This is a genomic window from Aeromicrobium sp., from assembly GCF_049586495.1.
Classification (GTDB): Bacteria; Actinomycetota; Actinomycetes; order Propionibacteriales; family Nocardioidaceae; genus Aeromicrobium.
Genome location: NZ_JBAVCB010000048.1, coordinates 1 through 7377 on the forward strand (window position 1 = coordinate 1; position 7377 = coordinate 7377).

At 66.8% G+C, this 7377-nt stretch carries 9 protein-coding genes; 3 read left to right on the forward strand and 6 right to left on the reverse strand.

What is annotated here, in order from left to right; translation table 11 throughout:
- From WB508_RS02555 to WB508_RS02580, 6 genes are all read right to left on the reverse strand, one after another.
- Window positions 1-363 (reverse strand): DUF222 domain-containing protein (locus WB508_RS02555; RefSeq protein WP_423843309.1); only part of this gene is annotated, 363 nt, incomplete at its 3' end.
- Window positions 364-483: 120 nt separating this feature from the next.
- A complete protein-coding gene (locus tag WB508_RS02560; protein ID WP_423843310.1) occupies window positions 484-930 on the reverse strand; it encodes a GNAT family N-acetyltransferase in 447 nt (148 codons plus the stop codon).
- The gene (locus WB508_RS02565; protein ID WP_423843311.1) at window positions 927-1319 is read right to left on the reverse strand and encodes a Fur family transcriptional regulator; all 393 of its coding nucleotides are present in this window, start codon (window positions 1317-1319) and stop codon (window positions 927-929) included. The genes WB508_RS02560 and WB508_RS02565 overlap by 4 nt, the downstream gene beginning before the upstream one ends.
- A gap of 5 nt (window positions 1320-1324) precedes the next feature.
- Window positions 1325-2173: a metal ABC transporter permease gene (locus WB508_RS02570; RefSeq protein ID WP_423843312.1), complete on the reverse strand. Its 849-nt coding sequence runs from the start codon at window positions 2171-2173 to the stop codon at window positions 1325-1327.
- Entirely contained in the window at window positions 2170-2937 is a 768-nt protein-coding gene (locus WB508_RS02575; protein ID WP_423843313.1) for a metal ABC transporter ATP-binding protein, read from the reverse strand. The genes WB508_RS02570 and WB508_RS02575 overlap by 4 nt, the downstream gene beginning before the upstream one ends.
- Window positions 2934-3857 carry a metal ABC transporter substrate-binding protein gene (locus tag WB508_RS02580; RefSeq protein WP_423843314.1) on the reverse strand — a complete coding sequence of 308 codons (924 nt, stop codon included), beginning with the start codon at window positions 3855-3857 and terminating at the stop codon, window positions 2934-2936. The genes WB508_RS02575 and WB508_RS02580 overlap by 4 nt, the downstream gene beginning before the upstream one ends.
- 132 nt (window positions 3858-3989) lie before the next feature.
- Here WB508_RS02580 and WB508_RS02585 point away from each other — a divergent pair, with 132 nt between their 5' ends.
- The 3 genes from WB508_RS02585 to dusB are packed head-to-tail and all read left to right on the forward strand — an operon-like array spanning window position 3990 to window position 7163.
- Window positions 3990-5375 carry a glycine--tRNA ligase gene (locus tag WB508_RS02585; RefSeq protein WP_423843315.1) on the forward strand — a complete coding sequence of 462 codons (1386 nt, stop codon included), beginning with the start codon at window positions 3990-3992 and terminating at the stop codon, window positions 5373-5375.
- A 25-nt stretch (window positions 5376-5400) separates the two neighbouring features.
- Window positions 5401-5991, forward strand: a complete 591-nt coding sequence (locus WB508_RS02590) for a hypothetical protein (protein ID WP_423843316.1) — start codon at window positions 5401-5403, stop codon at window positions 5989-5991.
- A 23-nt stretch (window positions 5992-6014) separates the two neighbouring features.
- Window positions 6015-7163: a tRNA dihydrouridine synthase DusB gene (gene dusB, locus WB508_RS02595; RefSeq protein WP_423843317.1), complete on the forward strand. Its 1149-nt coding sequence runs from the start codon at window positions 6015-6017 to the stop codon at window positions 7161-7163.
- Window positions 7164-7377 lie beyond the last annotated feature (214 nt).

A 7377-nucleotide genomic window follows, 5' to 3' on the forward strand; every position in this document is an offset into this window, starting at 1 on the left:
CATTGTGGTCAGACTGACGTGTCTGATGCCGTAGACGAAGACGCGAACATGCGCGGCGCTGATGCGGCCAGCGGTGGCAGCGTCAGCCACCAGTGACAGCTCATCGAGGGCGGACACATTGCTGACCAAGGCGGTGGCCTGGCCGGCGTTGAGTCGCAGCTCGTTGCGGACCCACGCGTTCAGAGTCGACGCACCATCGAGCTCGCGGTCGCGGCTGATCTGCAGCTCGGACAACGCCAATGCCTTCGCGGCATCGAGAGCGTCCTGGGCCACCTGGATCGCACGAGCACGTTCACGAGCATCGCCAGACCGAAGGGCCTGCGCAGCGGTGCGCATCGCGTCGATGGTGGGCTCGGGATCCATACCCTCATCATACTCGAACAAAGGTTCGAATGAAAGCAGTGTGCCCTGTTATTCCAGTTTAATTCCTGCTGCATCCATTGTCTGAAGCTCATGCGACGCTGGCCCTGGAAGACCGCGCCCTCAGGCGATGAATCCACCCGCCGGACGCTGCATCGGCACGTGGTCGATGCTGGCCTCCACGAAGTTCTCACCGCTGCGGTGATAGCCGAACCGGCCGTACCAGCCCTCAAGGTAGGCCTGGGCATTCAGGCGCAGGACACCATCGCCCCAGAGGCGTGTCACCTCCGCCACAAGCTGTCCGGACAGCCCGCGCCGCCGGCTGTCGACCCGCGTGGCCACGCGGCCGATGCGTCGCGCCCCATCGGCATCGGTGAGCACCCGCAGGTAGCTGGTCGGGCCGTCGTCGTCTGCGAACCACAGGTGCGTCGTGGTGGCGAGCAGGTCGAGATCGTCGACGTCGGGTTCGTCGCACTGCTGCTCGACGGCGAACACGATGTCGCGGATCTTCCAGATCGCGTACACGTCGGCGGCGGTCAGGTCAGGCCCGTCGACGTGGCGAATGCTCATCTGGGCGCGCATTCCGCGCACGTGCCGAAGATCTCCAACGTGTGCTCGACATCGCTGAACCCGTGCTCAGCGGCAACTCCGTCGGCCCACTTCTCCACGGTCGGACCCTCGACCTCGACGGCGCGGCTGCACGAGCGGCAAACGAGGTGATGGTGATGTCCGGCGCTGCACTGGCGGAACAGGGTCTCGCCGTCGCCGCCCCGCAACGCATCGACCTCGTCCGCCTCAACCATGGCCTGGAGGGTGCGATAGACGGTCGACAAGCCGACCTGATCGCCCTTGCTGCGCAGGGAATCGTAAATCTCCTGGGCGCTGGCGAAGCCGTGAAGCTCGTCCAGGATCGTCGCGACGGCCCGGCGTTGACGGGTGTTGCGTGGCGATTCGGCCATGACAGCTACGACCCCCGACCTGAGTCGACGAGATCGGGCTCGGGTCGCAGACGGCGCAAGAACGCGCCAACCCCGGCCAGTCCACCGAAGACGATGATCGCGAGGATGACGATCGTGGGTCCGGGCTGGGTCTCGATCTGGTAGCTGGAGACCACGCCGCCCAGAGCGACGGCAAGCCCGATGCCCATCGCGGCCAGGTGGGTCGTGCGAAAGCTGCGGGTGATCTGCTGGGCCGCGGCCACCGGGACGACCATGAGGGCCGACACCAGCAACAGTCCGACGGTGCGCATGGCCAGCGTGATCGTGACGGCGGCGAGCACCGAGATCAACGCGCTGAGCAGGCGAACAGGCACTCCGCTGACTCGGGCGTGCTCCTCGTCCTGACAAACCGCGAACAGCTGCGGTGCCAGTCCTAGGGACAGGCCCACCACGACGGCACCCAGCGAGCCGACGAGGATGAGGTCGGAGGTGGAGACGGTCGTGATGGCGCCGAACAGGTAGGAATTGAGGGTGTTGGCGCTCTCGCCAGCGAGATTCGCCAGCAGCACGCCGCCGGCGATACCGCCGTAGAACAACATGGCCAGTGCCACGTCTCCGCTGGTGCGACCCGTGGCGCGCAGTACCTCGATCAACAGCGCTCCCAGCGCGGCGACGATCACCGCGGTCATGAGCGGAGCAATGCCGGTCAGCAGGCCGAGGGCCACACCGGTCAGTGCGACGTGCCCCAGACCGTCGCCGAGCAGGGCGAGCCGCCGTTGCACCAAGAAGGTGCCGATGGCTGGGGCGGCCAGACCGGTGAACACGGCGGCAATGAGAGCCCGCCGCATGAACTCGTAGTCCAGAAGCTCGATCACGGCCAGATCCCTTCGCCGTGGATGCTGCCGCGCGAGGGCGCGCCGGTGTGCAGATGCGTGTGGGTGTCGTCATGATCGAGGTCGTCGACCGGACCGTCGTGGATGACGCGACCCACGTCGAGGACGACGGCACGGTCGATCAACGGCTGCATCGGGCCGAGCTCGTGGGCCACGAGCAGCACCGACGTGCCTGCAGTGACCAGATCACCGAGCAGGGCGGCGAGCGTGGTCTGCTGGGCGTGGTCGACGCCCGCGGTGGGCTCGTCCATCACCAAGAGGTCGGCCTCGGTGGCAAGAGCCCGCGCGATCAGCGCGCGTTGTTGTTGGCCGCCGGACAAGTCGTTGATGGACGATCCCGATCGGTCCGTCAGTCCCACGCGATCGATGGCTGACTCGACGGCGGCGAGATCGGCCGTGCTGCGCGGCGCGAACCATCGTCGACTGGCGAGGCGTCCACTCAGCACGACCTCGTGCACGGTGGCTGGAACACCAGCGGCAGCGCGGGTCCGCTGGGGAACGTAACCGAGGCGGGTGTGCTCGCGAAACCGGGCCAGCGGAGTGCCGAACAGCCGCACGGTGCCTCCAATCATCGGCACGAGACCGACGGCGGCCCGCACGAGCGTCGACTTGCCCGACCCATTGGATCCCAGCAGCACGACGAACTCACCCGGTCCGACCCGCAGGTCGACGTCGTGGAGCACCAGGCGCCCGTCGAGTGCGACCGACACGCCCTCGGCGACTAGCGGGTCGGCAGATGCGGTCATTGACATGAGTTTGCCGTACGGAGCGCCTCGAGGTTCCGGCGCATGAGCGTCACGTAGGTCTCGTCGCGGGTGTCGTCGCCGAGCCCTTCGATGGGATCGAGCGTCGCGGTCTGCGCGCCGGTCTCGTCCGCGACGGTGCGCGCAATGGCGGGACTGACCAGCTCTTCGGTGAACACTGTGGTGATGCCCTCGCTGCGTACGAGCCGCGTGACGGCGGCCAGCTCGCGAGGCGACGGCTCGTTGGACGGGTCGAGGCCGGCAATGGGCACCTGCACCAGGTCGTACCGCGCGGCCAGATGGGCGAAGGCTGCGTGACTGGTGACGATGGTGCGTCGCTCGCAAATCTGCAGGCCGGCGCTGAAGTCGGCGTCGAGCGACTCCAGCTCGGCCACCAGCGCGTCGGCGTTGCTGGCGAATTCCTGGGCGTGCGCGGGGTCGACCGACGCCAGGGCGTCGGCCACGGCGCGCGTGACGGTCACCATGTTCTGCGGATTCAGCCAGGAGTGCGGATCGGTCTCGTCGTGGTCGTGGTTGTGTCCGTCGTCTTCGTCGTGCGCATCGTCGGCCGGCAGATCGTCGACGATCGTGGCCACGTCGATCGTCGCCGCGTCCTCGCGTCCCGCCTGCTCGATCGCGTCGTCGACCGCCGCCTGGAATCCCCGCGCGAACACCAGCACGTCCGCGTCCTGCACTCGGCCCACCTGCTTGGGGGTGAGCTCGACGTCGTGCGGCTCCACGCCCGGTGAGGTGAGGTTCTCGACCTGGATGAACGATCCCCCGACCTGCTCGACCACGAAGGCGAACGGGTAGAACGACGCCGCGACGCTCGGTCGGTCGTCGTCAGAACCCGCGGTGCCAGCGCACCCGGCAAGGAGGACGGCTGCTGCCGCGGTGACGAGCAGGACGGGGTTTCGCTTCATGGGAATCATTCTCAACTTTGTTGGGAACCGTTGTCAAATCCCGTTCCCGATACACTCGGCAAGCATCGAGCGCGGAGGGTCACGACCCTCCGCACAGGCTCGCCGACACCCAGCCGGACAGGAACGTTCACCATGGCCACCACCGTCGACAACGTCATCAGCCTCAGCAAGCGCAGGGGTTTCGTCTACCAGTGCGGCGAGATCTACGGGGGCACCAAGTCCGCGTGGGACTACGGCCCGCTGGGCGTCGAGCTCAAGGACAACATCAAGCGTCAGTGGTGGCGCTCCATGGTGCAGGGCCGAGACGACGTCGTCGGGCTGGACTCCTCGGTGATCTTGCCGACGTCGGTCTGGGAAGCATCGGGCCACCTGGCTGCCTTCGTGGACCCGCTGGTCGAGTGCCAGAACTGCCACAAGCGCTACCGCCAGGACCACCTGCAGGAGGCCTACGCCGAGAAGAAGAACCTGGACGATCCGGACTCCGTGGAGATGGACCTCATCGTCTGCGAGGCCTGCGGCACCCGCGGCCAGTGGACCGAGCCGCGCATGTTCAACGGCTTGCTCAAGACCTTTCTTGGCCCGGTCGAGTCCGAGGAGGGCCTGCACTACCTGCGCCCCGAGACGGCGCAGGGCATCTTCGTGAACTTCAACCAGGTCATGACCACGTCGCGCAAGAAACCACCGTTTGGCATCGGTCAGATCGGCAAGAGCTTTCGCAACGAGATCACGCCGGGCAACTTCATCTTTCGCACCCGCGAGTTCGAGCAGATGGAGATGGAATTCTTCGTCAAGCCGGGCACGGACGAACACTGGCACGAGATCTGGATGCAGACCCGCATGGACTGGTACACGAACCTCGGCATCGACCGCGAAAATCTGCGCTTCTTCGAACACCCTGCCGAAAAGCTCTCGCACTACTCCAAGCGCACGGTCGACATCGAGTACAGGTTCGAGTTCGCGGGCTCGGAGTGGGGCGAGCTCGAAGGCATCGCCAACCGCACCGATTTCGATCTGAAGACGCACAGCGAGGCTTCCGGCAAGGACCTGCAGTTCTTCGACCAGGTGTCCGGCGAGCGCTGGACACCGTACGTGATTGAGCCTGCGGCCGGCGTGAATCGCTCGATGATGGCCTTCCTGATCGACAGCTACACCGAGGACGAGGCGCCCAACTCCAAGGGCGGCGTCGACAAGCGCACGGTGCTCAAGCTGGACCATCGGTTGGCGCCGTGCAAGGCGGCCGTGCTGCCCCTGTCCCGCAACGAGGACCTCTCGCCCAAGGCGCGCGATCTCGCCACGGAGTTGCGCCAGCTCTGGAACGTGGACTTCGACGACGCCGCGGCCATCGGCAAGCGGTACCGCCGTCAGGACGAGATCGGTACCCCGTTTTGCATCACGGTCGACTTCGACACCCTCGAGGACCAGGCAGTCACGATTCGCGAGCGCGACACGATGACCCAGGAGCGCATCGGGCTCGATCAGGTCACGGGCTGGCTGGCGGCGCGTCTCCCGGGATGCTGATCCTCCGGTGGGCAACACTGGCCGCATGACGTTGCTCCGTGGACCCCGACCGAGAGCTGCCGCGATCGTCATCGCCGTGATGCTGACGCTTGGGGCGTGCGGAAGCAGCGAGCCCGCGCCACCCACGGTGCCCACTCCCCAGGGCTTCGAGCTTCCGTCCGACGTCACATTGACCGATCCGGGCACGGAGCTCGCCTTGGGCGAGCCCGGCACGGTCGTGCTGGAGGTCGACGACGGTGCAGCCAGCGCGGTCACCCTGACGGTCAATGAGATCACGAAGGGCACGATCGAGGACTTCCGATTCTTCTCCCTGGACGCTGCCAGCAAGGCCTCGACGCCGTACTACGTGTCGGCGACGGTCAGAAACGAGGGACCGGCCGGTCTTGGAGGCCTCGGCGCCCCGTTCGTCGCACACGACGACGCCAACACCATCGTGCCGCCCAACGTCATCAACGGCTCCTTCAGGCCGTGCCCCAGCACCGAGGTGCCCAAGAGCTTTCTGGCGGGCGACGCGACCGAGATGTGCTTGGTGTTCCTGATGGCCAAGGGCCGCACGCTCGTCTCGATCGACGCTCTGTCCGACGATCCCGCCACGGCTGTGCGGTGGAAGGCCTGACGCCTGGCTGAGACAATGGTCCGGTGACCACCTCGACCCTCCGTCCGTCTGCCTTGCGGATCGGCGCCCTGAGCGTCGACACGCCGGTGGTGCTGGCCCCGATGGCAGGTGTCACGAATGCGGCTTTTCGTCAGCTCTGCGCCGAACAGGGTGCGGGGCTGTACGTGTGCGAGATGATCACGTCCCGCGGCATCGTCGAACGTGATCGGACGAGCTTGTCGATGCTGCGGTTCGCGCCCAACGAGCAGTACAAGTCAGTGCAGCTGTACGGCATCGATCCCGACACGATCGGCCGCGCCGTGACCATCCTGTGCGAGGAGCACGGCATCGACCACGTCGATCTGAACTTCGGCTGCCCGGTTCCGAAGGTGACGCGCAAGGGCGGGGGAGCGGCGCTGCCCTGGAAGGACCGACTGCTGGGGCAGATCCTCACCTCAGCGGTGAACGCGGCGGCCCCATTCGGCGTGCCGGTCACGATGAAGACCCGCAAGGGCATCGACGACGATCACCTCACCTTCTTGGACTCCGGCCGGATCGCGCAGGACACCGGCACGGCTGCCATCGCCCTGCATGGGCGCACCGCCGTGCAGCACTACTCGGGGCGCGCGGACTGGGACGCGATTGCTGAGCTGAAGGCCGCGGTGACGGACATCCCGGTGCTCGGCAACGGCGACATCTGGGAGGCTTCCGACGCGTTGCGCATGGTCGAGGAGACCGGCTGCGACGGTGTGGTGGTGGGCCGAGGCTGTCTGGGCCGCCCGTGGTTGTTCCGCGACCTCGCTGCCGCCTTCTCCGGCGAATTGGTGCAGGAGCTGCCGACCCTCGGGGAAGTGGCTGCTGTCATGCGCCGCCACGCCGAGCTGCTCGGTGAGCTGTCCGGCGAGGAACGCGGATGCGTCGAGTTCCGCAAGCACATCGCGTGGTATCTGAAGGGTTTCGCAGCTGGCAGCACGGTGCGCCAGCAGCTGGGCACCGTCTCCTCGTTTTCCGACCTCGACCACCTGCTGGCCGAGCTGGATCCCGATGAGCCCTACCCGGTCCGCGAGCTGGGCACCCCCCGCGGCCGGCAGGGCACACCCAAGAAGGTCACCGTCCCCGACGGCTGGCTGGACACGCGTGAGGTGCTCGAGCCGCTCGACCCTGCGGCTGAGGACGGCACCAGCGGCGGGTGACACGGGCACGCGTCGAGCCCACCGGCCGGCGCCGTGGACCCGTTCAACGCCACCGCTAACGGCTTCTCACCTGGAGTCCGGAGGTGTCTACTGAACTGATGGAACCCTTTCAGTGGAGTCGGCCGCCCGGGGTGTTGGCCGCCATCGGTGGTACTCCCATGTTGGAGCTTCGCCGTGTCGTGCCCGACTCTGGAGCGCGAATCCTCCTCAAGTG

What these genes read in the sequence shown, in the direction of transcription:
- WB508_RS02575 (WP_423843313.1), bottom strand. Translation starts at nt 2,937, where the DNA reads ATGACCGCATCTGCCGACCCGCTAGTCGCCGAGGGCGTGTCGGTCGCA.
- WB508_RS02580 (WP_423843314.1), bottom strand. Translation starts at nt 3,857, where the DNA reads ATGAAGCGAAACCCCGTCCTGCTCGTCACCGCGGCAGCAGCCGTCCTC.
- WB508_RS02590 (WP_423843316.1), top strand. Translation starts at nt 5,401, where the DNA reads ATGACGTTGCTCCGTGGACCCCGACCGAGAGCTGCCGCGATCGTCATC.
- WB508_RS02585 (WP_423843315.1), top strand. Translation starts at nt 3,990, where the DNA reads ATGGCCACCACCGTCGACAACGTCATCAGCCTCAGCAAGCGCAGGGGT.
- WB508_RS02560 (WP_423843310.1), bottom strand. Translation starts at nt 930, where the DNA reads ATGAGCATTCGCCACGTCGACGGGCCTGACCTGACCGCCGCCGACGTG.
- WB508_RS02565 (WP_423843311.1), bottom strand. Translation starts at nt 1,319, where the DNA reads ATGGCCGAATCGCCACGCAACACCCGTCAACGCCGGGCCGTCGCGACG.